Raw genomic sequence first — 24,474 nt, 5'->3', positions numbered from 1 at the left:
ACAAGACGAACACGGGCGGAACCGGTGCGGGACTACCATGGTGCGACGCGTGTGGTGACATGCGGCTAATGGAAGCAGGAGGGCGTGGGCGGATCCACCCAGCATCATGTGATGTGTCTTGATGTGCTGACCGGGCATGGTGTTGTCGTGTTCTCAGGTACGGGGTCCTCGTGAGTTCCCCCGCCGTAGAGCCCGGCACCAAGCTGGCCGAGCGTTTCCGGCTCGAAGACCGCGTCCACGAGTCGGGCGGGGCCACCCTGTGGAAGGCCATCGACGAGGTGCTCGCCAGGCCCGTCGCCGTCCACACCTTCGATCCCGACTTCCCCCGCCTGAACGAGGTCGTCACGGCCGCCAGGGTGGCGAGCCGGCTCACCGACCCCCGTCTCACCCAGGTCTTCGACGCGACCGAGGACGACGGCCACTCCTATGTCGTCAGCGAGTGGGTGAGCGGCGAGTCCTTCGGCGACATGATCGCGGGCGGGCCCCTCGACCCCGAGCGGGCCGCCGCGATGGTCGCCGAGGCCGCGGAGGCCCTGGCGCACGCGCACGAGGCGAACCTCGCCCATCTCTGCCTCACCCCCGAGCACCTGGTCTGGACGGCGGGCAGCACGGTCAAACTGCTCGGCCTGGGAGTCGACGCCGTCCTGGACGACGTGATGAGCGACGACCCCGCCCGCGAGGACGCCGAGGGACTCGGCCGCCTGCTGTACGCCGGGCTGACCGGCCACTGGCCGGGCGACGAGCGAAGCAGCGGCGGCCTGCCCGTCGCGCCCGTGACCGACGGGCACTTCTGCACACCGCGCCAGGTCACCGCGGGCGTTCCCGGCTACCTGGACGCCATCGTCTGCCGGGCGATACTGCCGGAGACCAGGCGCGGGCTCGAACCGCTGACCACGCCCGCCGAGGTCGCCGAGGCCCTGGCCTCGGTGTCGCGGCCCAGTCCCCTGCCGATGCCGACGCCGATGCCCATGACGGCGCTGCCGGTGGCGGCCTCGCGCTCCGAGGGGGTCGACACCGCGGCTCCCCAGCGCCACACACCGCCCTCGCAGCATCAGACCCAGCACCAGCACCAGCACCGCCCGATGCCCCGGCAGGGGGGCGGCATGGTCAACAAGGTCGCCATGACCGTCGTCGTGCTGCTGGTGATGGTCGCCGTCGGTCTGGGCGCCTGGACCCTCGGCCGCAGCATCGGCAACGCCGGCACCCCGGTGCCCGGCGAGGAGAGCACCACGCCCACGCCGACCGCGGCCGTCGAGATCCGCGAGGTGAAGCCCTCCTCGGTCACCGGCTTCGACCCGCTGGGCGACAGGGAGGAGCGCGGCGAACTCGCCGGCTTCGCGATCGACGGTAAGGATTCCACCGACTGGCACTCCGAGTCGTACGACTCCGCCGACTTCGGCCGGCTCAAGACGGGTGTGGGCCTCCTGCTGGACATGGGCGAGAGCGTCCCGGTGAAGCAGGTGACGGTCGATTTCGGCGGCACCTCGGGAGGCACCGCCGAACTCAGGGTTGGCGACTCCCCGCAACTGGAGTCCCTCTCGGTCCTCCAGAAGGTCAACGGAGTCTCCGGTAAGAAGACGTTCACCGCGGAGGCCCCGAAGAAGGGCCGCTACGTGCTCGTCTGGTTCACCAAAATGCCCACCTACCAGGGGAAGTTCCGCGGGCAGGTGCAGGAGATCAAGGTCTTCGCGACCAAGTGACACTGCTCCGATTTGATCTGTTTTGCATGGCTTCTTGCAGATCATCGGAGAATTCGTGGCACCATCTATCCCGTAGAGGTGTTCTCCCCGGATCGGTATAGCAGGACTCTCCTTGTGAATTCCCCACCCGAGACCCCGCCAGCGGCGGACGAGCAGACGGCGAAGGCCCACGTGTCCGACGCCGACCTGCTCACCCGGCACATCGCCGGGGATCCGCACGCCTTCAGTGAAATAGTCAAGCGACATCGAGACCGCATGTGGGCGGTCGCCCTGCGCACGCTGGGCGACCCCGACGAGGCGGCCGACGCCGTTCAGGACGCCTTCGTCTCGGCCTATCGCAAGGCCGGGAGCTTTCGCGGCGAGGCGGCCGTGACCACGTGGCTGCACCGCATCGTGGTCAACGCCTGCCTCGACCGCATGCGCAGGAAATCGGTGCGCCCGGTGGCCGACGACGAGCTCGTCGAGGCCGCGGAGCGTGATACCCCGGTGCTCGACCAGACGGCCGAGCGCGAAGTGTCCATGGAGGTTTCCGCGGCACTGAAGCTGCTGCCCTCCGACCAGCGCGCCGCGCTGGTGCTCGTGGACATGATGGGCTACTCGATCGAAGACGCGGCCCAGGTGCTGGAGGTGCCGAGCGGCACGGTGAAGAGCCGGTGCGCGCGCGGAAGGGCGAAACTCGCCCCGATTCTTTCCCATTTACGGAACCGATCAGACCTGTCTCGCGTCTCATCCGCGAAGGGAGCAGAACTTCGTGACGGGTGATACGCACTACGACCTGGAGATCTTGGCCGAACTGGCCGAGGGACTCCTCGACGCCGCCACCGCCATGCGGGTACGCGAGCATCTCGCGATCTGCGACCCCTGTGGCGAAAGCCTCGCCGATCTCGCAGCGGTCCGTGAGGTCCTGGCGGCGACCCCCACACCGGCGATGCCGATGGGAGTCGCGCTGAGGATCGACCGCGCGCTGGCCGCCGAGGCGGAAAGCTTCCGTGGAGGTGGAGTGGGCCTGGTGGAAGCACCGGCCTGGGACGACATAATGCGCGACGCGCCGTGGGAGACGTCCTCTCCCGCACAACCGGCGCCATGGGAGACGACCCCTCACCGGGACCCGATCCCCGAAAAGGAGCCAGAGCTCGAACCGGCCGTGCGGCTGGGGGTCGTCGACGACGACGGCACCGTGGTCCCGGTGGTCCCCACCAGACGTCGCGGCGCGAACCGACGGCGCCGGTGGGCGATGCCCGCCACCGCCGCGGCGGGCGTGGCGGCGGCGGTGATCGGCGCGACCGCGCTGGCGACCGGGACGCTGTCGGCGTCCGGCCCGGACCGCGTTCCGCTGATCGCCAAATCCGCACCGACGGCGGACACGATCCAGTACACGCTGACCGACAGCAACTACAACTACACCGACGCCGAGCTCCGCGGCTCGCTGCTCGACTACATCGGCCCCGGGACCATCGTCGGAACGACCGACAACTCCGGGATCGACAAGTGCGTCCGGCAGATCTCGGCGCGGGTCGGCACGTCGCCCTTCGCCGTGGACCAGGGGTTCTACAACGGGCAGGAGGCCAACATCCTGCTCTTCTGGCAGAACAAGGCCAAGAACACGGTGCGCGTCCACGTCGTGGGGCCGCAGTGTGACGACGTGCGCAAGCCGGGTCTCGCGAGCTGGTGACCTGGAGGAGGCGGCCCCGGGGGACCTCGGCAGGCCGCGCGGAACGATCGGTGGGGAGACACACGGGGTGATCGGCGGCGGGTAATCCGCTCCCAGAACCCTCGCACCTTCTCCGTACCCTTCGTCTGCGCCCGGCATGGATTCGTCCGTGCCGGGCTTTCCCGTTCCACCGGCGGATCCGTCACCGCGCCCGGTGGGAATCAGCGGCGCCTAGGATCTGTTGACGCCGGTGGCAACGACAGAGGAGAGGCGCGAGCACTGATGGACGTCCGGAATGTGATCATCATCGGGTCGGGTCCCGCCGGTTACACGGCCGCCGTGTACTCCGCGCGTGCCGACCTCAACCCGCTGGTCTTCGAGGGCTCGGTCACCGCCGGTGGCGCCCTGATGAACACCACCGAGGTGGAGAACTTCCCCGGCTTCCCCGGTGGCATCATGGGCCCGGACCTGATGGACGGGATGCGCAAGCAGGCCGAGCGGTTCGGCGCCGAGCTGGTCGCCGACGACGTGATCGAGGTCGACCTGACCGTCACCCCGAAGGTCGTCAAGACCGCCACCGACACCTACTACGCCAAGTCCGTCATCCTCACGACGGGCTCGGGCTACCGCGAGCTGGGCGTACCCAACGAGAAGCGCCTCTCCGGCCACGGCGTGTCGTGGTGTGCCACCTGTGACGGGTTCTTCTTCCGCGGCCAGGACATCGTGGTCGTCGGCGGCGGCGACACCGCGATGGAGGAGGCGATCTTCCTGACCCGGTTCGCCGCCTCGGTGACGGTGGTGCACCGTCGCGACGAGCTCCGCGCCAGCAAGATCATGCAGGACCGGGCGTTCGCGAACGAGAAGATCCGCTTCCTGTGGGACAGCGAGGTCGTCGACGTGCTGGGCGAGTCCAAGGTGAGCGGGGTGCGGGTGCGCAACCTCAAGACCGGCGCGGAGGCGGAGATCGCCGCCACCGGCCTGTTCGTCGCGATCGGGCACGACCCGCGCGTCGAGCTGGTCAAGGGCCAGGTGGACCTGGACGACGAGGGTTACATCAAGGTCGACTCGCCCTCGACCCGCACCAACCTGGACGGTGTGTTCGCCGCGGGCGACGTGGTCGACCACATCTACCGGCAGGCGATCACCGCCGCCGGCACCGGCGCCGCCGCCTCGCTCGACTCCGAGCGCTGGCTGACCGAGCACGAGAACGCGTAACCCCGGGCGGAAGAGAGCGACGGGCGGTGCCCGCACCGCCCGTCACCCCGTCCGTCAGGGCGGGCCTCAGGCGCCGTGAGCATCGTCACGGGTCGGCCGGGCTCTCGCCCGCCGGGCACACGTCGCGCACCGTCGAACGGCGCGTCGGGCGTGCGCCGGTCGCCATGCCGGTGATCCCATCGGTATCGTCCTCGCCGCCGGGTCGGCGGAGAGGTGGAACGCGTGTCGGGCCGGTGCGAGACCCCCGGGGAGGGTTCTCCTCGGCGGGTGACCGGCGACGAAGCGGGAACACCCTCGCGGGCGACCGTGGGAACCCCCTTGTGCGCGAGGGGGGAAAGTCAACAGCAGCAGTCCTCAGGCAAGAGCAAGAGGGAGAGCAGGAACCTTGGGCACCATCAAGCACGTGACCGACGCCAGCTTCGAGACCGACGTTCTCAAGAGCGACAAGCCCGTGATCGTCGATTTCTGGGCCGAGTGGTGCGGCCCGTGCCGCCAGGTCGCGCCCATTCTGGAGGAGATCGCCGGCGAGAACGCCGAGAAGCTGACCGTCGTCAAGCTGAACGTCGACGAAAATCCGGCAACGGCGACAAACTACGGCGTACTCCAGATTCCTACCCTGAACGTCTATAAGAACGGAGAGGTTGTGAAGCAGATCATCGGCGCCAAGCCGAAGGCCATGCTGCTTCGCGAGCTTGAGGGCATCATCTAGGCCCCCTGCGGTCGGCCGTCCCCCACGGCGTCCGGCCGTATCACCCGCTTCCGAGCGGCACACCCACCCACTGAAGGCCCCCCGTCTCACCACGGGGGGCCTTCACATGAGCGGGCCCATGCGCGGGGCCTTCCCACCGCGGGACGGGCCGACGGATCCGGGGACGGGTTCGGCCGGGGAGAAGAGGGGTTCGACCGACGCGTTCGACCTCGGATGTCCGGCCCCCGCGGGAAGGGCCGGTGCGGCTCCGGAGGGTCTCGGAAGGGTGCGTTCGGCCCCAGAGCGTGCCGTACGGGCTCCAGAAGGTCTCAGACGGGCCGTAGCGCCCTCTCGGGACTCATCGACCCGAGGAGCCTCTCCAGTGCCACCTCGACGTCCTCACGCCACGAGACGGCGTTCTTGAGCTCCAGGCGGAGGCGGGGGAAGCGCAGATGCGGGCGCACCGTCTTGAACCCCACGGAGAGCAGGTAGTCGGCGGGCATCAGGCACGCACCCGGCTGCTCCCACTTCAGATCGCCGAACGCCTCGATCGCACGCACCCCGCGCCGGGTCAGATCCTTGGCCACGCCCTGGACCAGCATCCGGCCCAGGCCGCCCCCGGAGAACTCCGGGATGATGTGCGCGGTCATCAGCAACACCGCGTCCGCGCTCACCGGCGAGGTCGGGAAGGCCACCGAGCGCGGCACGTAGTGCGGCGGCGCGTAGAGGACGAATCCGGCGGCCACCCCGTCCACGTAGACGATCTTTCCGCAGCTTCCCCACTCCAGCAGGGTCGAGGAGATCCAGGCCTCTTTCTCCAGTCCCGGGTCGCCGGCCTTCATCGCCCGGTCCGCGTTGACGGGATCGAGCTCCCAGAAGACGCACCGGCGACAGCGGCGCGGCAGGTCGTCGAGATTGTCGAGGGTGACGTTTGCCAGCCGACGCGACACCTGTTGGCCCCAATCCTGGCGAGACGAGTGCAAGCCATGGCGAAAAACGCGCGAAAACGGCGTCTCCAGCTGGCATCGTAGCCCAGTGCGGGTCCTGCTTTCAGGAGGTCCTCTCCCTACACGCAGACGAACTGCGACCCCTGACGTACGCTGGTTTCTCTGGTATGAGCGCTTTGTGTGCTCCACACAACCTAGGAGGTGGACCGTGCCCCAGAACCGTGATCACGGTCAGGCCGTCACCCCGGCCCAAGGTTCGCGCATCGACGCCTACGTCGACCGTTACGCGGCACGGGCAACCGGGATGGTCGCCTCCGAGGTACGAGCTCTCTTCTCCGTCGCGTCGAGGCCCGAGGTGGTCTCGCTCGCCGGCGGCATGCCGTACGTCACCGCCCTCCCGCTGGACGTGGTGGGGGAGCTGGTCGCCGACCTGATCGCCAAGCGCGGCCCCGTCGCGCTCCAGTACGGCTCGGGGCAGGGCGACCCGCACCTGCGCGAGCAGATCTGTGACGTCATGCGGCTGGAGGGGATCGAGGCCAACTCCAACGACGTCGTCGTGACCGTCGGCTCCCAGCAGGCCCTCGACCTCATCACCCGGATCTTCATCGACCCGGGTGACGTCGTGCTCGCCGAGGGACCCTCCTACGTCGGAGCCCTGGGCACGTTCTCCGCCTACCAGGCCAATGTCATCCACATCGCGATGGACAACGAGGGGATCATCCCCGAGTCGCTCGCCCAGACCGTCTACGCCCTGAAGAGCGCGGGCAATCGGATCAAGTTCCTCTACACGATCCCCACCTTCCAGAACCCGGCGGGCGTGACGCTCAGCGCCGAGCGCAGGCAGCGGGTCCTGGAGATCTGCCAGCGGGCCGACGTGCTGATCGTCGAGGACAACCCGTACGGCCTGCTCCGCTTCGACGGCGACCCCGTCCGGACGCTACGCGCCGACAACCCCGAGGGCGTCGTCTACCTCGGCTCGTTCTCCAAGACCCTCGCCCCCGGTTTCCGGGTCGGCTGGGCCCTCGCCCCGCACGCCATCCGCGAGAAGCTGGTGCTGGCGATGGAGTCCGCGGTCCTGTCGCACTCCTCCTTCACCCAGCTCGCCGTCGGCCAGTATCTGGCCACCCAGCCCTGGCGCGAGCAGATCAAGACGTTCGGGGAGCTCTACCGCGAGCGCCGCGACACCATGCTCTCCTCGCTGGAGGCCCTGATGCCCGACGGCGTCACCTGGACCCGCCCCGACGGCGGGTTCTTCGTCTGGGCCACCCTTCCCCAGGGACTCGACTCCAAGGCGCTCCTGCCCCGCGCGGTCGCGGAGCGGGTGGCCTTCGTGCCGGGCACCGGCTTCTTCGCCGACGGCGGTGGCGCGCGGCACATGCGGCTCTCCTACTGCTATCCCGAGCCCGACCGCATCCGCGAGGGCGTCCGCCGCCTGGCAGGGGTGATCGGGCAGGAGCTCCGTCTCCGCGACACCTTCGGGACCGGCTCGCCCACCGAACGCGTCGGCATCGACACCCCGGGACCCGACCTCGCGTAACCTCGCCCCCGTAAGGTGCCCCGTGCCACGGGGCACCTCCGGCATGAGTTCCTCCCCCTCGGTGCCGTACGGTGACTTCCTGCGCCGGTGCGCGGTGATCGATCCCGATCCGTCGGGACGACCGCGCACGCGGGACGAGAGCGACAGGACAGGCTCGGAGCGGGCCATGACGAGAGGTATGTCGGATGAGTGACCTGGGCCATGTGCTCGTCCTGGCGGGCGGGCTCTCCTACGAGCGGGAGGTCTCGCTGCGATCGGGCCGGCGGGTGAGCGAGGTGCTGCGGGGAGCGGGCGTCTCCGTGGAGACCCGCGACACCGACGCGTCCCTGGTTCCCGCCGTGCTCGCGGACCCGCCGGACGCGGTCTTCGTCACCCTGCACGGCGGAGCGGGCGAGGACGGAGCCATCCGCTCGGTCCTCGAACTCCTCTCCGTCCCGTACGTCGGCGCCGGCCCCGACGCCTGCCGGGTCGCCTACGACAAGCCCACCGCCAAGACCGTCGTCCGCTCCGTCGGACTGCGCACCCCCGACTCGGTGACGCTGCCCAAGGAGACCTTCCACGACCTCGGCGCCTCCGCGGTGCTGGCCCGCATCGTGGACCATCTCGGCCTTCCCCTGTTCGTCAAGCCGTCCCGCGGCGGTTCGGCGCTCGGCGCGTCGATCGTCCGCAGCGCGGAGGATTTCCCCGCCGCCATGGTCGGCTGCTTCGCCTACGGCGACACCGCGCTGATCGAGCGCTGCATCGAGGGGGTCGAGGTCGCCGTCTCCGTGGTCGACCTCGGGGACGGGCCCGTGGCACTGCCCCCCGTGGAGATCGTCGCCGACGAGGGCGTGTACGACTACGCGGCCCGCTACACCGCCGGGCACACCGAGTTCTTCGCCCCGGCACGCCTCACGCCCGAGGTGTCGGCCGCATGTGCCGAGATGGCCGTGACCGCGCACACCGCCCTCGGTCTCCGGGACATCTCACGCACCGACCTGATCGTCGACGCGAACGGCCTGCCCTACTTCCTTGAGGTGAACGTCGCCCCGGGGATGACCGAGACGTCGCTCCTCCCCATGGCCGCCGAGGCCGCGGGGGAAGATCTCGGCACCCTCTGCCGGACCCTCCTGGAACAGGCCGTCATCCGCGGAGCCTGACCCTCCCTGCCTCCTTGCCCTGCCTCCTTGACGGGAGGCAGCCGGGGAAGGGCCTCTCTGTCTCGGAGTGAACGTCGCCCCGGGGGTGACCAAGACGTCGCTCCTCCCCATGGCCGCCGAGGCCGCGGGGGAAGATCTCGGCACCCTCTGCCGAACCCTCCCGTAACAGGCGCCGTCACTCGCGGAGTTCCCTCCCGCGAAGGTCCTGCGGTGAGGGCCGCACGGTGAAATCAGGATTTCCCAGACGAAAGTCGAGCCGACGAGCGGGGCGAGCCCGGTAACGGACCGGGTTTGCCCATACGCTGACCGTGTGCTGACCTCCACCCCATTCCCCAAGAGATTCCCCAAGAGCTTCGCGAGCGACAACCACGCGGGCGTGCACCCTGCGGTTCTCACCGCCATCCTCAAAGCGAACACCGGAGACGCCCTCCCCTATGGGGGGGACGTCTGGACCACCGCTATGGAGGACGCCTTCCGCGCCGAGTTCGGCGCCCGCGCGACCGCATATCCCATGTTCAACGGCACCGGCGCCAACGTCGTAGGGCTCGGACTCGTACTCCGGGCGTACGACGCGGTGCTCTGCCCCACCACCGCCCACATCAACACCAACGAGTGCGGCGCCGCCGAACGCATGCTGGGTGCCAAGCTGGTCACCCTCCCCACGGACGACGGCAAGCTCTCCGTGAACGACATCCGTGGCCAACTGTCCGTGCTCGGGAACGAGCACCACTCCCAGCCCAGGGTCGTCTCCATCTCCCAGGTGACCGAGTGCGGCACCTGTTACACCGTCGACGAGATCGCGGAGCTCGCGGAGTTCGTCCACGAGCACGACCTCTTCCTGCACATGGACGGCGCCCGGCTCGCCAACGCGGCGGCCGAGCTCGGCTGCTCGCTCCGTTCCCTCACCACGGACGCGGGCGTGGACCTGCTCAGCTTCGGGGGTACCAAGAACGGGGCGATGGGGGCCGAGGCACTCGTGGTCCTCCGCCCGGAGCTGGACCCCGCCGCACTGTTCCTTCGCAAACAGGGGATGCAGCTCGCTTCCAAGATGCGCTTCGTCTCCGCCCAACTGACCGCCCTCCTCACCGAGGAGCTCTGGCGCGAGAACGCCGCCCACGCCAACGCGATGGCCCGCCGCCTCGCCAACGGCATCGCCGACCTTCCGGAGGTCTCGCTCCGCTACCCCGTGCAGTCCAACGCCGTCTTCCCCGTACTCCCCGAGAAGGCCATCGCGGAACTGCAGCAGCGCTATCTCTTCCATGTCTGGGACGCGGCGGAGAACGTGGTCCGCTGGGTCACGGCCTTCGACACCGCTCCCGAGCACGTCGACACCTTCGTCGCCGACATCCGTCTCGCCGTCCAAGAAGCCGTTGGCTTCTGAGGGGCGTTTGTTTCACGTGAAACAGCCTTCTCCCGGAAGGGGCGGCTGTTTCACGTGAAACACCGGTCGCCGTCCTGGTGGGCCGTCGTCCACACGCCACGGGTAAGGGCGTCTCGAACCTGGTCTCGTGCGCGATGCGCGTCCTGGCGAGCCGTCCACACGCCGCGGGTAAACCCCGCCATTGACGACGAGAGTTCGGCTCTCGGTGACAAGCCCGGCCTCCGGAGGACGAGAGTCCGGCTCTCGCTCCTCGTCGCCACTCCCGCCCTTCGGCCCTTCTCGGCGAGGCCCGTCGTCCCGCCCCCGAGCTCGGTTCGCATGGTCGCCCCTCTGTGTTTCACGTGAAACGGTGCCGCCTCATCACAGCGGCGGCTGGTACCGCTCCGGTCGGGCTGTCGCGGCGAGTCGGCCTTCGCAGGCCGCTCTCACCTCCCGGGGAAGCACCCCGAGAAAATCGAGGCTGTCGGGGGCATCCAGACTCCGGAATGGTGTCGGGGTGGATTCACTGAGTCGCCGAGTGCACCGCGGGACCGCTTCCCCACCTTCGCGGTGGGCGTACCTTCCCGGACTCACCGCAACCGGTTCGCCCTCTCCGGCTCACCGTCCCGGAGCCACTGCCATCGGTTCGCTTTCCCGGATCTCCGGGATCGGAGAGATCACCCTTCCATCGCCTGCAGCGACCCCGGAGCCATCGTGCCGATGATGCGCTCCAGATCGTCGATGGTCGCGAACTCCACCACGATGCGTCCCTTGCGGCGGCCGAAATCGACCTTCACGCGGGTCTCGAAGCGGTCGGAGAGACGGTCGGCCAGGTGCCGGAGGGCCGGCTCCTCGTCGGGCTTCGCCCGAGGAGCTCGCGGAGCGGGTGCCGGGGCCGCCTTGGCATCGCCCACGGCGACGATCTCCTCGACCGCGCGGACCGACAGCAGTTCGGCCGAGATCCGGTTGGCGAGATGTTCCTGGGCGGCGGGATCGTCCAGGCGGAGCAGGGCTCGGGCGTGGCCCGCGCTGATCGTTCCGGCCGCCACCTTGCGCTGCACCCCGGGCGGGAGCTTCAGCAGGCGCACCGTGTTGGTCACGTGCGAGCGGGAACGGCCGATGCGGGCGGCGAGCTGCTCGTGGGTGGCGCCGAAGTCGTCGAGCAGCTGCTGGTAGGCCGCCGCCTCCTCCAGGGCGTTGAGCTGCTCGCGCTGGAGGTTCTCGATGAGCGCGTCGAGCAGGAGCTTGTCCTCCTGGGTCTCCCGCACGATCGCAGGGATCTCGGAGAGCCCGGCGAGCTTGGAAGCGCGCCAGCGGCGCTCACCCATGATCAGCTCGTAGTGTCCCTCGCCCGTGGCGCGCACCACGATCGGCTGGAGCAGGCCGACCTCGCCGATCGAAGTCGCCAGATCCTTCAGGGCGTCCTCGTCGAAGATGTCTCGCGGCTGACGTGGGTTGGGCGCGATGTCGTCGACGGGGATCTCAAGGAAGTAGGCGCCCTCGACCGGGGCGGGCCCCGGCCGCTCCGGTGTCACCGGCTCCGGGGCGACCATGGTCGCGGTCATCGACGCGGGTGGCTCCGCGACGACGGCCGGGCCCGTCGGGATGAGCGCCCCCAGCCCTCTGCCCAGCCCTCTCGGCTGCTTGCTCACTTGCCCCTCCCGAGACTCAAGGTGTCGCACTCACTGACAGGCCCGTGACCGCGGCCACGAGATTCCCGGCGCTCATACGGCCGCACCGCGATAAGCGATCTCGCGGGCGGCGTCCATGTAGGCCATCGCACCGCTGGAGCCCGGGTCGTACGTCATGACCGACTGACCGTAACTCGGCGCCTCGGAGACGCGCACGCTTCGGGGGATGAGGGTACTCAACACCGTCGCGCCGAAGTGGGAGCGAACCTCCTCGGCGACCTGGGAGGCGAGGCGGGTGCGTCCGTCGTACATCGTCATGAGGATGGTGGAGAGGTCGAGTGTGGGGTTCAGGTGCGCGCGGACCAGATCCACGTTTCTCAGCAACTGGCCAAGGCCTTCCAGCGCGTAGTACTCGCACTGGATGGGGATCAGCAGTTCGTTCGCGGCCATCAGCGCGTTGACCGTGAGCAGGCCGAGCGAGGGAGGGCAGTCAATGAGGATGTAGTCGAACTCGACGGCGTCGTACGCGGTCAGCGCGCGCTGCAGGCGGGCCTCACGGGCGACCATGGAGACCAGCTCGATCTCGGCTCCGGCGAGGTCGATGGTGGCGGGAGCGCAGTAGAGGCCCGGCATGTCCGGAACCGCCTTCACGACCTCCGCGAGCGGCAGATCCTCCACGAGCACCTTGTACATGTCCGGTACGTCGCCACGGTGCTCGACCGCGAGAGCCGTCGAGGCGTTGCCCTGGGGGTCGAGGTCGACCACGAGCACCCGCTGGCCGTGCATGGACAGCGCCGCCGCCAGATTGACCGACGTGGTGGTCTTGCCGACGCCGCCCTTCTGGTTCGCGACGGTGAAAATCCGGGTTTTGGCAGGGCGCGGCCAGTCCCCATCCCGGACCCCGGTGGAGCCTCCGGGAGCGGTGGCGGTCTTCTGGGCCGATGTTTCACGTGAAACCACTGAGCTGAGTGCCTCTCGTACCAGCGGCGAGTCGCCGGGATTAAGGGGGGTCTGGGTCACGGTCGTCTTCCTTTCAACCGGCCTGACTACGGCACCGGGAGCCGGTGCCGGCCAGCCCAGACCGGAAAGCCGTCCATGGGGCAAAACGGCAGGAACCTCGGGCCAGCCGAGACCGCTCCTCGCGCTGGCGATCGCACTCGAATGGTCTTCCACTGGCCTCGTACTCGCTTTGCTCGGTCTATCTGGGGGCCTCGCGCTACCTGCCGCGCGAGGCACGATCCTTCCGGCGAGAGGTCTTCCGCGCTCCCTCGGGAGCTCGACCGGCGACCACTCGGATGAGAGTTGCGGGCGGCTCGACCTTACCGCGCCCAACCGATGCGAGCTCGGCGGTTTGCACCCCACTCGACCGTAATTGCGCCTCTGCGTCCGCCAACTCCTCAGCGGCACGCTCGCCCTTCATGGCCAGTAGCTCACCGCCCTCGCGCAGGAGGGGCAGTGACCATTTCAGCAGGCGGTCGAGCGGCGCCACCGCGCGGGCGGCGGCGACGTCGAACTCCCGCCTGCCCGCGAACTCCTCGGCCCGGCCGCGCAACACCTCGACGTTGCCGAGTTTCAGCGACTCCACGCACTCCTCCAGGAAGACCGTCCGGCGAAGGAGCGGCTCCAGGAGGGTGACGGTGATGTCGGGCCGCACGATCGCGAGGACCAGACCCGGCAGACCGGCACCGGAACCGATGTCGACCAGGCGTACGTCGGCGGGCACGACCTCGGCGATCACCGCACAGTTGAGCAGGTGGCGGTCCCAGATGCGCGGTACCTCCCGTGGGCCGAGCAGCCCGCGCACCACCCCGGGACCGGCCAACAGCTCCGCGAAGGCCTCCGCTCTCGCCCAGGCGTCGCCGGTGAACACCTCGCGCGCGACCTCGGGCGGTTCGGGGATCTGGTCACTCACTCGACGCTCACTCTTCCCTCGGAAAAATCGGGCTCAGGCCGGTCTCAAGGCTAATGGCCCGCCTCGGCATCGGGTGACGTCGCCACCGTGGGTTGGGGTGTGACGTCACCAGAACAGGCGTCGGCACCGCGATGGATCGAGACGTGAGGTTACGAGAACGGATGACGTCGTTACCGTAGGTCAGGGTGTGACGTCACCAGAACAAGTGACTTCGCCACCTGGCGCAGGATGTGGAGTCACGAGAAAGGCCGCTGCCCCCGGCGAAGCGGGGACAGCGGCCTTTTGTCAGCGCGTACCTTCGCGCCAAAGGATGCTAGGCGGGAAGGACCACCACGAAACGACGGGGCTCCTCGCCCTCGGACTCGCTGCGCAGGCCCGCCGCGGCGACGGCGTCATGCACGATCTTCCGCTCGAACGGGGTCATCGGCTGCAGCGACTTGGGCTCGCCGTTCCGCTTGACGTCCGCTGCGATCTTGGTGCCGAGCTCGCTCAGCTCGCTCCTGCGGCGGTCGCGGTAGCCGCCGATGTCGAGCATCAGGCGTGAGCGCTCACCCGTCTGGCGGTGGACCGCGAGGCGGGTCAGCTCCTGGATGGCCTCCAGCACCTCACCGTTGGGGCCGACCAGGTCGCCGCCCTTGATGTCGACGACCGACACCACGGCGCGATCGCCTTCGACATCCATGTCGATGTCACCGTCGATGTCGGCGATGTCGAGCAGACCCTCGACATAGTCCGCCGCGATCTCGCCTTCCTGCTCCAGGGCGGCGAGATCGGGAACCGCCTTCGCGGGCTCCTTCTCGGCCTCGGCCTCGGTCACGTCCGGCCACTCCTTCGTGCTGTCGGGATGAGACGTCAGGACTTCTTGCTGCCGGTCCGCTTACTGCGGGGCTGGCGGGTGGGCTGCTGCCGGATCACCTTGGTCTCCGGTACCGCAGGCGCCTCGGGCTCGGGAGCGGTCTTCTTGACCTTGCTCAGCAGGCTCGGCTTGGGCTCGGGAGTGGTGACGTTGCCCTTGGCGTCGACCACCGGGGAGGGGTTGCGGCTGTAGAACCAGTGCTGCTGGCCGAGGGTCCAGACGTTGGTGGTGACCCAGTAGAGGATCAGGCCGAGGGGGAAGTTCAGCGAGAAGATCGCGAACAGCGGCGAGACGTACATCAGGATCTTCTGCTGCTGCGCCATCGGGTTGTCCGGCATCTGGGCGATCGAGCGGGTCACGCTCTGCCGGACGGTGAGGAAGGTCGTCAGCGAGCTGACCGCCACGAAGATCGCGAGCACGACCTTGGTGATGATCGGGTCGGCGTCCAGCTGGACGATGTCGGCAGAGCTCGTGAAGAACGTCGCGGGGATGGGGGCGCCGAAGATGTGCGCGGCCCGGGCGCTGTCGACGAGGGTCTGCGTCATGCCGAACTTGGCGTGCCCGCCGGCCATGGCCTGCAGCACGGTGAACATCGAGATGAAGATCGGGAACTGCGCCAGGATCGGCAGACAGCCACCCAGCGGGTTGGCGCCCTGCCCCTGGTACAGCGCCATGACCTCCTGGTTCATGCGCTGCTTGTCGTTCTTGTACCGCTTGCGGATCTCCTGGACCTTGGGGGCCAGCTCCTGCATCTTCTTCGAGGAGCGCATCTGCTTGAGGAAGAGCGGGAAGATCAACAGTCGCATCAGCACGGTGAGCGTGATGATGGTCAGCGCCCAGTTGAGCCCGCTGTTCCTCGGAATGAAGGTGCTGTAGCCCTCGTGAATCCAGGTGATTACTTGGGCGACGGCTGTGTACAGCCAGTTCAGCCAGGACAGCTCCACCGAGCTAGCTCCCTTGCGTTTCGTCGGACCGGCCCGGGCGCGGGGGCACCGGGTCAAAGCCTCCGGGATGGAATGGGTGGCAACGCCCGATTCTCCGGATCGTCAACCATGTGCCGCGCAGCGCGCCGTGAACGGCCACGGCTTCGAGGCCGTAGGCACTGCACGAGGGGTGGAAGCGGCAACGGGGACCCAGCAGAGGGCTCACGAAGGCCCGGTAGAACCGGATCGGAGCCATCAGGATCCTGGCAGCCGGAGAAATTCCAGCGGTCTGCTGCGCCGTCATCATCGCCCATCCATGCGAGCCCCTGAGGGCTCCAGCCGCCTGAGTAAACGATCCAGCGCGACATCGAGTTCGGCGGCGATGCGCTCGCTTCGCGCGGACGCGGCCGGTGGATTGGCGCGTACCACCAGCAGGCTACCTCTCGGAAGCCGGTCGAGACGGTCTCGCATGAGGTGTCTCAACTGACGTTTGACGCGATTCCTGATGACCGCGCCTCCCACGGCACGGCTCACCACGAATCCCACCAGGGGGGGAGCATCCCTGTCAGAGCGCATGCCGAGGTGCGCGACCAGGGTGGGGCGGCCTACTCGGCTTCCCCTTCTGATCGCGCCGGCGAACTCGTCGCCCCGGCGCATGCGGGACCCTGACGGCAGCACGAGAGATCTTGTTCACCCTGGGCAGGTACGCCTGTCGCCCACCGGCAGCGATGCCGGTGGGCGACAGGCGCTACTGCCTCGGCCCGGCGAACGGGCGCAACGGATGCGTCAGGCGGAGATCTCGGCGCGGCCCTTGCGACGGCGAGCGGCAAGGATGGCGCGGCCGGCGCGGGTGCGCATGCGGAGCCGGAAGCCGTGGGTCTTCGCACGACGGCGGTTGTTCGGCTGGAAAGTACGCTTGCTCACGAGTGGGCTCCAGGCTCAAGACGCATCCCCAGCACATGGGGACGCTCGACAATGGCTGACCTGCCGGATGCGGGGCATGCGAAATAGCCGCCGCGTGACAAGCCGACCGTCGTACGTTACGGGTCAGGCGTGTCCCAGGTCAAACCAGAGGCTGTTTCCGAAGCACGCCCACACAGGTTATCCACGTTTCCACAGGCACGTTATCCACCGGCGCCTCGCCGTCCACAGGATGTGCGCTCCGTCCCCCTCGTACGCCACTAGGCTGTGGACAACGTCTTGTACACAGCTGTGGACAGGGCTACTGTCGGCCCTTCCAGACCCTCTCTCCGCTGCGAGGACGCGTCGGACCGCAGGTAACGGGCTGTGCACAGCCTGTGGATTCGATGTGGATTTCGTATGGCGCCCACGAAGGGGCCACGGGACTCCCGGCATGTGGACAACGACGAGATCCGGTGCGCCCGGCGGCCACCGTTGTGGATAAACAGATCGCGGTAGGCCAGCGGGGGCCGCGTCGGGAGGAGGGGAGCCGGACCATGGACGAAACGGACCTCAGCGCTGTCTGGGCGAGGGCTCTTGAGAACTCCCTGAACGAGAACGTCCCGTCCCAGCAGCGGGTCTGGCTCAACATGACCCGGCCCTTCGGCCTCATGAACGACACCGTGGTCCTCGCCGCCCCCACGGATTTCGCCAGAGATGTCCTGGAAAACAAACTTCGTCCGCTCATCAGCCAGGCGCTCTCCCAGGAGTTCGGCCGCCCGATGCGGGTGGCGGTCATGGTCGACCCCAGCGCGGCGGGCCCCGAGTCAGGGCTCACCCCCCGCCAGGACACTTATCCCCAGGCCCAGCCGCAGGGTTATACACAGCTTGGCGGGGCCCAGCAAGGTTATGCACAACCCTCTCAGGGCCAGCACCACGGGGGTTCCGGGCCGCAGCACCCCTATCCGGGGGGCAACCAGGCCTCGCAGTCGTCCACCGACTATCCACAGGCACAGGCGTTCTCCTATCCGTACCAGCAGGGCGAGGAGCCGCCCCAGCCGTACCTCCCCGCGGAGCCCTCGCAGAGCTCCTCGCAGGGGGAGCAGAGCCCCGGATACGGCCGTGGTTACAACCCCCAGCCGTCCCCGCCCCGACCCGAGCCCGACTCCTTCGACCGCGGCGCGCCACCCGTGCCCGGCGCGGGCGGCGCCGGAGGGGTTCAGAACAGATGGGACGGGCGCGGGAGCAGGACGCAGGGCGAGCCGGCCCGGCTGAACCCGAAGTACACCTTCGAGACCTTCGTGATCGGCTCCAGCAACCGGTTCGCGCACGCGGCGGCGGTCGCGGTGGCCGAGGCGCCGGCCAAGGCGTACAACCCGCTGTTCATCTACGGTGACTCGGGCCTGGGCAAGACCCACCTGCTGCACGCGATCGGCCACTACGCCCAGAGCCTGTACGACGGCGCGCGGGTGAGGTACGTGAGCTCGGAGGAGTTCACCAACGACTTCATCAACTCCATCCGCGACCACAAGGCCGACAACTTCCGGGGCCGCTACCGGGCGGTGGACATCCTGCTGGTGGACGACATCCAGTTCCTGGAGGGCAAGGAGCAGACGCAGGAGGAGTTCTTCCACACCTTCAACACCCTGCACAACTCCAACAAGCAGATCGTCATCTCCAGCGACCGGGCGCCGAAACAGCTGGTCACGCTGGAAGACCGGCTGCGCAACCGGTTCGAGTGGGGTCTGATCACCGACGTCCAGCCGCCCGAGTTGGAGACCCGGATCGCGATCCTGCGCAAGAAGGCGATCCAGGAAGGGCTGGCCGCGCCGCCCGAGGTGCTGGAGTACATCGCGAGCCGCATCTCCACCAACATCCGCGAGCTGGAGGGCGCCCTGATCAGGGTGACCGCGTTCGCGAGCCTGAACCGGCAGTCGGTGGACCTGCAGCTCACCGAGGTCGTGCTCAAGGACCTGATCACCGAGGACGCGGGCTCCGAGATAACGGTCGCCACGATCATGGCCTCCACCGCCGCCTACTTCGGCCTGTCGATCGACGACCTGTGCGGCGGGTCGCGCTCGCGGGTCCTGGTCACCGCCCGCCAGATCGCCATGTATCTGTGCAGGGAGCTCACCGACATGTCGCTGCCGAAGATCGGCCAGCAGTTCGGCGGCCGCGACCACACCACGGTCATGCACGCCGACCGGAAGATCCGCTCCCTGATGGCCGAGCGACGCTCGATCTACAACCAGGTCAACGAGCTGACGACCCGGATCAAGCAGCAGTCCCGCAATGGATGATGAGGTTTTTCACCCCGTGATGCACAGGCTGTGGAAAACCTTGTGGATCAACGGTTCGCGCGGGCCCCGGGAGCTCGGAGGCGCCGAACCATGATCATCCGGAAACCCGCTGGTCCGAACGCTGTTCGGCGTCTGTGGACAACTCTGGGGAGAACCTGGGGACAACCTGGGGACAACTCGTGGATAACCTGGGGACGCCCTGTGGGGAGAGTTTTCCACAAGGACAAAACGACCTCCTACCCCGTGGATAACCTGGGGAAACCTCGTGGAAAACTTGGGGACAGAGGGCACCGAATCTGGGGACGGCCTGTGTGTACTCCGGAGTTCTCCCCAGCCCCAAGAGTTGTCCACAGCGGCCACCCACAACCCCGGTGGATGAAAAAACAGCACTTGACCTGCGGAAACAACGGCTTTCCACAGTATCCACAGCCCCTAATACGAAGGCCACTTGTATCTCTAACTAGGAAACCCAAGAGCCATAAGAGGGGTTCCGAGGGAGCGCGGGTGCGCGAGAGTGAACACTTCAACCCCAGGCACCGAGCGGATGGCGCTCGACACACAGGAGGCGGATCCACGTGATGTTCCGGGTCGACCGAGACGTGCTCGCTGAGGCGGTCGCATGGACGGCGCGCAGCCTGCCCGCGCGTCCCTCCGTGCCGGTGCTGGCCGGCATGCGTCTTGAGGTCACGGAGGACGGGCAGCTCAAGCTCTCGGGCTTCGACTACGAGGTCTCCGCGGAGGTGACCCTCGAACTGCAGACAGGCGAGGCGGGCGTGGTGCTCGTCTCGGGCAGGCTCCTGGCCGAGATCACCAGGGCGCTTCCCGCACAGCCTGTGGATCTCGTGGTGGAGGGCGCGAAGGCCGTCGTCACCTGTGGCAGCGCCCGCTTCACCCTGCTCACCATGCCTGTGGAGGACTATCCCTCCCTGCCCACCATGCCCCCCGCCGCGGGACGGATCGGCAGCGACGTGTTCGCCTCGGCCGTCGGCCAGGTCGCCGTGGCCGCGGGCAAGGACGACACCCTGCCGATGCTCACCGGCGTACGCGTGGAGATCGAGGGTGACACGGTCACCCTCGCGGCGACCGACCGCTACCGCCTCGCCGTACGCGAGCTGAAGTGGCAGCCGGGCCAGCCCGACTTCTCGGCCATCGCGATGATCCCCGGCAGGACCCTCGCCGACACGGCCAAGGCCCTGGGCGGCACCGGGGCCGAGGTCGAGATCGCGCTGAGCTCGGCCGGCGGCACCGGCGAGGGCATGATCGGCTTCTCCAGCGCGGGACGCCGCACCACCACCCGGCTGCTCGACCCCGAGTTCCCCAAGTACCGCTCACTGCTGCCGACGGAGTTCTCCGCCCGCGCCGAGCTGCCGACGGCCGCCTTCGTCGAGGCCGTCAAGCGCGTGGCCCTGGTCGCCGAGCGCAACACGCCCGTACGGCTGGCCTTCCGCGGCGACGAGGTCGTCCTGGAGGCGGGCAGCGGCGACGAGGCACAGGCGGTCGAGGTGCTCCCCGTCGACTTCGAGGGCGACGACATCAACATCGCCTTCAACCACCAGTTCCTGCTCGAAGGGCTCGGCGCGATCGACTCCGACGTGGCCCGCCTGCAGATGACCACGTCCACCAAGCCCGCCATCCTCACCGGGGGCAAACCCACGGACGACGGGAGTGCTCCCGACTACCGCTACCTGATCATGCCCATCCGCCTGTCCAGCTGATGCCCGCCCACCCGACGGGGGCCCGCGAAGGCCGGGCGCGGCGGATCCCTCCACAGGCCATGGGACGGACCGGGAAAAGGATCTCGCGGCGGCACCGGAGACCGGCGGGGAACGCGACCCAGTGGTGGACACGGCGGTGGACACGGTGACGGGTGGAGACTCGGGACCGTCCGGCGGGGCCGGAGGGGGAGCGACGTGGCTCAAGGCGTGCCTGAACGGCGCCAGGAGGCCCGGCGAGCACCCGGCCCTCCCCCTGAGCCCTCTGGAGCTCGCTGAGGCGGCCCGTGAGGCTCGTGGGGCGGGTGCGGACGCCGTTCACATACATCCGCGCGACGAGGCGGGCAGCGAGTCGCTCAGCGCCGCGCACATCGGGGCGGCCGTGCGCGCCGTACGCGAGGCGTGCCCCGGTCTCCCCGTCGGGGTGAGCACAGGGCTGTGGATAACCGGCTGGGATGTGGACGCGCGGCGCGAGGCCGTGCGCGGCTGGGCCGGGCTCGCCCCGGGCGAGCTGCCGGACTTCGCGTCGGCGAACCTCTCCGAGCCCGGATTCGAGGCCCTGTGGCACGACCTGCGGCGGCTCGGCGTCGACGTGGAGGCGGGGGTCTGGTCGGTGGAGGACGCCGACGCCCTCGCCGCGACCGGCCTGGAGTGCGCGCGGGTGCTCGTCGAGATCATCGGCGGTTCCGCGGACACCGCCGTCCCACGGGCGCGTGCCATCCTGGTTCGTCTCGCCGAACTCGGCGTCCCAGGCCCGAGGCTGCTCCACGGGGAGGGGGACCCGACCTGGATTCTCCTGGACGAGGCGGGGCAGGCTGGACTCGCCACGCGTATCGGCCTGGAGGACGTTCTCCACAGCCCTGTGGGTGGCCCTGTCGGCGGGAACGCCGAGCTGGTAAGACTTGCGCGGGCGCGCTTGGCGTAGGTGAACACGAAACCCTGAAGGGGGTGCTCGTATGCAGATCGGCATGGTCGGGCTGGGCAAGATGGGCGGCAACATGGCTGAGCGCCTGCGCCGAGGAGGTCACGACGTCGTCGGATACGACCGTGATCCCGAGGTCAGCGACGTCGCCGATCTGGAGGAGCTCGTGGAGCGGCTCCAGGCGCCGCGCACCGTGTGGGTCATGGTGCCCTCCGGTGAGCCGACCAGGGCGACGGTCAGGGCACTCGGCGACCTGCTGTCACCCGGCGACACCCTCGTCGACGGCGGCAACTCGCACTACGTCGACGACCAGAAGCACGGCGCCGAGCTCTCTGCCAAGGGCATCGGTTTCGTCGACTGCGGCGTGAGCGGCGGCGTCTGGGGATTGCAGAACGGCTACGCGCTCATGGTCGGCGGCGACAAGGCCGAGGTGGAGCGGGTCATGCCGATCTTCGAGACCCTCAAGCCCGAGGGCGACGACGGTTTCGTCCACGCGGGCACGGTCGGCGCCGGCCACTTCGCCAAGATGGTCCACAACGGCATCGAGTACGGCATGATGCAGGCGTTCGCCGAGGGCTGGGAGCTGCTTCAGGCCTCCGACATCGTGACCGACGCGGCCGGCTCGTTCAAGAGCTGGCGGCAGGGCACCGTCATCCGCTCCTGGCTGCTGGACCTGATGGTCCGCGCGCTGGAGGAGGACCCGACCCTGGCCGAGCTGGAGGGCTACGCGCAGGACTCGGGCGAGGGCCGCTGGGCGGTGCAGGCCGCCGTGGAGCTGGCGGTCCCGCTGCCGGTCATCACCGCCGCCCTGTACGCCAGGTTCGCCTCCCGCCAGGACGACTCGCCGGCGATGAAGGTCGTCGCGGCCCTGCGCAACCAGTTCGGCGGCCACGCGGTCACCTCCAAGGCGGGCGCGACCGAGAAGGGCGCGGACTCCCCCGGCGCCGACGTCACGCCCCCCGTCGAGACGGCCGGATAGCCAGGCCGGCCCGGCATCGGCCCACCGCCGGTCCACTGCGGGCCCTCCGCAGGACCATCCTCGGTCCACCGTCTCCGGCGGCTCGCGCCACGACCTTTTTCACAGGGTGCGAGCCGTACGGGTACGGGAGGCCGCGGTGACGGACGAGGCCGACTAATCTTCCTGGGGTGCATGTCGCCCATCTCTCCCTCACCGACTTCCGGTCCTACGAGAACGTCGACCTCGGCATGGAGCCGGGGGTCACGGCCTTCGTCGGACCCAACGGCATGGGGAAGACCAACCTCGTCGAGGCGCTGGGTTACGTGGCGACGCAGGCCAGCCACCGCGTCGCCAACGACGGGCCGCTGGTCAGGCAGGGCGCGGCGCGGGCGGTCGTCCGCTCGTCGGTGGTACGCGACGACCGGCGCGCGCTGATCGAGCTGGAGATCAACCCGGGCAGGGCCAACCGGGCCAGGCTGAACCGTTCCCCGGTCCCCCGTCCCCGCGAGGTCGTCGGCCTGTTGCGCACGGTCCTGTTCGCCCCCGAGGACCTCGCCATGGTCAAGGGCGACCCCTCGGAGCGGCGCCGGTTCCTCGACGACCTCCTGGTGGCCAGGACGCCCAGGTTCGCGGGGGTGCGCGCCGACTACGACCGGGTGCTCAAGCAGCGCGGTGCCCTGCTGCGCACCGCCGCGCAGGCCAGGAGGGGCCGGGGCAGGAGCACGCGGCGGGCGGAGAGCGACGCGGCGTTCACCGAGGCGGGGGCGGGAGACCCGCTGAGCACCCTGGAGGTCTGGGACGCCCACCTGGCCACGCACGGCGCCGAGCTGCTCGCGGCCAGGCTGGAGCTGGTCGAGACGCTGCGCCCGCTCGTCGCCGCCTCGTACGCCTCCCTCGCGCCGGACTCCGCGGCCGCCGCGCTGGAATACCGGGGCACCCTGGCCGCGGACGCCGGGACCGATCGCACCGAGCTGGCCAAACGGCTGCGCGCCGGCCTGCTGGAGGTCCGGGCCTCGGAGCTGGAACGCGGTGTCACCCTCGTCGGCCCGCACCGCGACGACCTGTTCCTCGGCCTGGGTGAGCTGCCCGCGCGCGGTTACGCCAGCCACGGCGAGTCGTGGTCGTTCGCGCTGGCGCTCAGACTGGCCGCCTACGACCTGCTCAGGGCCGACGGCGGCGATCCGGTCCTCATCCTCGACGACGTCTTCGCCGAGCTGGACAGCAGGCGCAGGCGCCGCCTGGCCGAGATGGTCGCCCCCGCCGAGCAGGTTCTGATCACCGCGGCGGTGTCCGACGACGTGCCCGCCGAGCTGGCCGGAGGCCGTTTCGACGTGACCGAGGGAGGCGTGGCCCGTGTCCGATGACGCAGGGGAGCGCGCGAGCGGCCCGGTGCCCGTGCCGCGGGCCCCGGAGCCGAGGGGGCGCGCGGCGGCGGGGGAAGGCCGGGAGCGGGGAGGCGGGAGCCGGGCGGCCGGGCCCGCCCCGGGTTCGCGAGGCCCGGCGGACCCGGTCGGTAAGGGCCCGGCGGGCTCGGCCGGTAAAGGCTCGGCGGACCTGGTCGGCAAAAGCTCGGCGGGCACGGGTGCGGACGGGGCGGCCGCCGGTTCCGCGAGGAGCGCGGCGGCCAAGGGGGCCGCGCTGGCGAGGGAGAAGCTCGCCCAGGCCAAGTCGGACGCCGCCAGACGGGGGCAGCTGCCCCGCCGAGAGCCGCGGCGCAGGGCGTCGGGGGCGCGCAGGGACGCCGGCGACCCCCAGCTCCTCGGCAGGGCGATCGCGGACCTGCTGTCGGACCGAGGCTGGGAGCAGCCCGCCGCGATCGGCGGCGTCTTCGGCCGCTGGTCCGAGATCGTCGGCGCCGACATGGCGGCCCACACCAAGCCGGAGACCTTCGCCGACGGCGAGGTCGTGGTGGTCGCCGACTCCACCGCATGGGCCACCCAGGTCCGTCTCCTGGCGAGGACCCTCGTCCGGAGGTTGAACGAGGAACTCGGGGACGGAACGGTACAAAAGGTAAAGGTTCGCGGCCCGCAGAACGGCCCCCGCTCCAGTGGCGGTCTGCGTGTCACCGGGAGCCGCGGTCCGGGCGACACGTACGGCTGACACGGGCCTGAAAAACGGATCAG

23 protein-coding genes are annotated in these 24,474 nt (G+C 69.3%); 14 read left to right on the top strand and 9 right to left on the bottom strand.

Annotated elements, in window-relative coordinates; all coding sequences use genetic code 11:
• The first annotated feature begins 170 nt into the window (after window positions 1–170).
• The 5 genes from AB0B90_RS31000 (at window position 171) to trxA (ending at window position 5,275) form a co-directional block, all read left to right on the top strand.
• A complete protein-coding gene (locus tag AB0B90_RS31000; protein ID WP_350941849.1) occupies window positions 171–1,700 on the top strand; it encodes a protein kinase family protein in 1,530 nt (509 codons plus the stop codon).
• Between the two features lie 114 nt (window positions 1,701–1,814).
• Window positions 1,815–2,462: an RNA polymerase sigma factor SigM gene (gene sigM / locus AB0B90_RS30995; protein ID WP_350941851.1), complete on the top strand. Its 648-nt coding sequence runs from the start codon at window positions 1,815–1,817 to the stop codon at window positions 2,460–2,462.
• On the top strand, window positions 2,452–3,372 hold the full coding sequence (locus AB0B90_RS30990) for a zf-HC2 domain-containing protein (RefSeq protein WP_350941852.1): 921 nt from the start codon (window positions 2,452–2,454) through the stop codon (window positions 3,370–3,372). The genes sigM and AB0B90_RS30990 overlap by 11 nt, the downstream gene beginning before the upstream one ends.
• 258 nt (window positions 3,373–3,630) lie before the next feature.
• Window positions 3,631–4,566: a thioredoxin-disulfide reductase gene (trxB, locus tag AB0B90_RS30985; RefSeq protein WP_350943527.1), complete on the top strand. Its 936-nt coding sequence runs from the start codon at window positions 3,631–3,633 to the stop codon at window positions 4,564–4,566.
• A gap of 385 nt (window positions 4,567–4,951) precedes the next feature.
• Window positions 4,952–5,275 carry a thioredoxin gene (gene trxA, locus AB0B90_RS30980; RefSeq protein ID WP_350941853.1) on the top strand — a complete coding sequence of 108 codons (324 nt, stop codon included), beginning with the start codon at window positions 4,952–4,954 and terminating at the stop codon, window positions 5,273–5,275.
• A 308-nt stretch (window positions 5,276–5,583) separates the two neighbouring features.
• On the opposite strand, the gene AB0B90_RS30975 is transcribed toward trxA, so the two are convergent.
• Complete coding sequence (locus AB0B90_RS30975; protein ID WP_030919650.1) at window positions 5,584–6,204, bottom strand: hypothetical protein; 621 nt, start codon at window positions 6,202–6,204, stop codon at window positions 5,584–5,586.
• 301 nt (window positions 6,205–6,505) lie between these two features.
• Between AB0B90_RS30975 and AB0B90_RS30970 the strand changes: the two genes are divergently transcribed.
• From AB0B90_RS30970 to AB0B90_RS30960, 3 genes are all read left to right on the top strand, one after another.
• A complete protein-coding gene (locus tag AB0B90_RS30970; protein ID WP_350943528.1) occupies window positions 6,506–7,738 on the top strand; it encodes a PLP-dependent aminotransferase family protein in 1,233 nt (410 codons plus the stop codon).
• A gap of 185 nt (window positions 7,739–7,923) precedes the next feature.
• On the top strand, window positions 7,924–8,877 hold the full coding sequence (locus tag AB0B90_RS30965) for a D-alanine--D-alanine ligase (protein WP_350941854.1): 954 nt from the start codon (window positions 7,924–7,926) through the stop codon (window positions 8,875–8,877).
• A 310-nt stretch (window positions 8,878–9,187) separates the two neighbouring features.
• Entirely contained in the window at window positions 9,188–10,258 is a 1,071-nt protein-coding gene (locus AB0B90_RS30960) for a beta-eliminating lyase-related protein (RefSeq protein ID WP_350941855.1), read from the top strand.
• 656 nt (window positions 10,259–10,914) lie between these two features.
• On the opposite strand, the gene AB0B90_RS30955 is transcribed toward AB0B90_RS30960, so the two are convergent.
• The 8 genes from AB0B90_RS30955 to rpmH all read right to left on the bottom strand — a co-directional run bounded on the left by AB0B90_RS30955 (window position 10,915) and on the right by rpmH (window position 16,483).
• Window positions 10,915–11,889 carry a ParB/RepB/Spo0J family partition protein gene (locus tag AB0B90_RS30955; protein WP_350941857.1) on the bottom strand — a complete coding sequence of 325 codons (975 nt, stop codon included), beginning with the start codon at window positions 11,887–11,889 and terminating at the stop codon, window positions 10,915–10,917.
• 72 nt (window positions 11,890–11,961) lie between these two features.
• Window positions 11,962–12,888, bottom strand: coding sequence for a ParA family protein (locus tag AB0B90_RS30950; RefSeq protein WP_350941859.1), 927 nt, complete (start codon window positions 12,886–12,888; stop codon window positions 11,962–11,964).
• Between the two features lie 196 nt (window positions 12,889–13,084).
• On the bottom strand, window positions 13,085–13,780 hold the full coding sequence (rsmG, locus tag AB0B90_RS30945) for a 16S rRNA (guanine(527)-N(7))-methyltransferase RsmG (protein ID WP_362926048.1): 696 nt from the start codon (window positions 13,778–13,780) through the stop codon (window positions 13,085–13,087).
• Window positions 13,781–14,093: 313 nt separating this feature from the next.
• Window positions 14,094–14,597, bottom strand: coding sequence for a R3H domain-containing nucleic acid-binding protein (locus AB0B90_RS30940; RefSeq protein ID WP_350941863.1), 504 nt, complete (start codon window positions 14,595–14,597; stop codon window positions 14,094–14,096).
• A 35-nt stretch (window positions 14,598–14,632) separates the two neighbouring features.
• Window positions 14,633–15,580 (bottom strand): membrane protein insertase YidC, encoded by a 948-nt coding sequence (gene yidC / locus AB0B90_RS30935; RefSeq protein WP_350941864.1) that lies wholly within the window; start codon window positions 15,578–15,580, stop codon window positions 14,633–14,635.
• Window positions 15,581–15,584: 4 nt separating this feature from the next.
• Window positions 15,585–15,863 (bottom strand): membrane protein insertion efficiency factor YidD, encoded by a 279-nt coding sequence (yidD, locus tag AB0B90_RS30930; protein ID WP_326646938.1) that lies wholly within the window; start codon window positions 15,861–15,863, stop codon window positions 15,585–15,587.
• The gene (gene rnpA / locus AB0B90_RS30925) at window positions 15,863–16,237 is read right to left on the bottom strand and encodes a ribonuclease P protein component (RefSeq protein ID WP_350941866.1); all 375 of its coding nucleotides are present in this window, start codon (window positions 16,235–16,237) and stop codon (window positions 15,863–15,865) included. Before rnpA ends, yidD begins: the two co-directional genes overlap by 1 nt.
• 108 nt (window positions 16,238–16,345) lie before the next feature.
• Entirely contained in the window at window positions 16,346–16,483 is a 138-nt protein-coding gene (rpmH, locus tag AB0B90_RS30920; protein WP_329088117.1) for a 50S ribosomal protein L34, read from the bottom strand.
• Window positions 16,484–17,016: 533 nt separating this feature from the next.
• On the opposite strand from rpmH, the gene dnaA reads away from it, so the two are divergent.
• The 6 genes from dnaA to AB0B90_RS30890 all read left to right on the top strand — a co-directional run bounded on the left by dnaA (window position 17,017) and on the right by AB0B90_RS30890 (window position 24,451).
• Window positions 17,017–18,759, top strand: a complete 1,743-nt coding sequence (gene dnaA / locus AB0B90_RS30915) for a chromosomal replication initiator protein DnaA (protein WP_350941867.1) — start codon at window positions 17,017–17,019, stop codon at window positions 18,757–18,759.
• A gap of 575 nt (window positions 18,760–19,334) precedes the next feature.
• Window positions 19,335–20,474: a DNA polymerase III subunit beta gene (gene dnaN / locus AB0B90_RS30910; protein WP_350941869.1), complete on the top strand. Its 1,140-nt coding sequence runs from the start codon at window positions 19,335–19,337 to the stop codon at window positions 20,472–20,474.
• Window positions 20,475–20,610: 136 nt separating this feature from the next.
• A complete protein-coding gene (locus AB0B90_RS30905; protein ID WP_362926047.1) occupies window positions 20,611–21,396 on the top strand; it encodes a 3-keto-5-aminohexanoate cleavage protein in 786 nt (261 codons plus the stop codon).
• 31 nt (window positions 21,397–21,427) lie between these two features.
• A complete protein-coding gene (gene gnd / locus AB0B90_RS30900) occupies window positions 21,428–22,372 on the top strand; it encodes a phosphogluconate dehydrogenase (NAD(+)-dependent, decarboxylating) (RefSeq protein ID WP_350941872.1) in 945 nt (314 codons plus the stop codon).
• A 167-nt stretch (window positions 22,373–22,539) separates the two neighbouring features.
• Entirely contained in the window at window positions 22,540–23,715 is a 1,176-nt protein-coding gene (gene recF / locus AB0B90_RS30895; protein WP_362926046.1) for a DNA replication/repair protein RecF, read from the top strand.
• Complete coding sequence (locus AB0B90_RS30890; RefSeq protein ID WP_362926045.1) at window positions 23,705–24,451, top strand: DciA family protein; 747 nt, start codon at window positions 23,705–23,707, stop codon at window positions 24,449–24,451. Before recF ends, AB0B90_RS30890 begins: the two co-directional genes overlap by 11 nt.
• The last annotated feature ends 23 nt before the right edge of the window (window positions 24,452–24,474 follow it).

Origin of the sequence: Streptosporangium sp. NPDC049078 (genome assembly GCF_040648855.1) — a bacterium.
Lineage (GTDB): Bacteria > Actinomycetota > Actinomycetes > Streptosporangiales > Streptosporangiaceae > Streptosporangium.
Note: the sequence above shows the minus strand (reverse complement) of the source record. Positions and strands in the feature narration are given on the sequence as shown.

Excerpts from the sequence above, each read along its gene's own strand:
- AB0B90_RS30970 (WP_350943528.1), top strand. The coding sequence starts at position 6,506 with ATGGTCGCCTCCGAGGTACGAGCTCTCTTCTCCGTCGCGTCGAGGCCC.
- AB0B90_RS30965 (WP_350941854.1), top strand. The coding sequence starts at position 7,924 with ATGAGTGACCTGGGCCATGTGCTCGTCCTGGCGGGCGGGCTCTCCTAC.
- yidD (WP_326646938.1), bottom strand. The coding sequence starts at position 15,863 with ATGACGGCGCAGCAGACCGCTGGAATTTCTCCGGCTGCCAGGATCCTG.
- gnd (WP_350941872.1), top strand. The coding sequence starts at position 21,428 with ATGCAGATCGGCATGGTCGGGCTGGGCAAGATGGGCGGCAACATGGCT.
- dnaA (WP_350941867.1), top strand. The coding sequence starts at position 17,017 with ATGGACGAAACGGACCTCAGCGCTGTCTGGGCGAGGGCTCTTGAGAAC.